We start from the raw sequence: 232 nt of genomic DNA on the forward strand, positions 1-232 counted from the left end.
CACTGGCATGGTGCTCGAGTGCTTCCACCGCGCCCATGGTCAGGGTGGAGGCAATGGCAAAACCGAGCGAGCCGGAATTCCACATCTCTGCAACCGCGACCGAGAGCAAGGTTGGTAACCCCTGACCTCCATAGGCGGGATCACCGGTCAGCGCGTTCCAGCCGCCCTCTGTCCAGTCTTTATAGAGTGCCTGCCAGCCCTCTGTCGTCGTAACTTTTGCATCTTTAAGGGT

1 pseudogene is annotated in these 232 nt (G+C 59.1%); it reads right to left on the bottom strand.

Going from position 1 to position 232, the window contains the following annotated elements:
- Nucleotides 1–232: pseudogene (locus HBA93_RS23815) on the bottom strand (acyl-CoA dehydrogenase); the annotation flags it as partial.

Origin of the sequence: Ochrobactrum sp. SFR4 (genome assembly GCF_019730395.1) — a bacterium.
Lineage (GTDB): Bacteria > Pseudomonadota > Alphaproteobacteria > Rhizobiales > Rhizobiaceae > Pseudochrobactrum.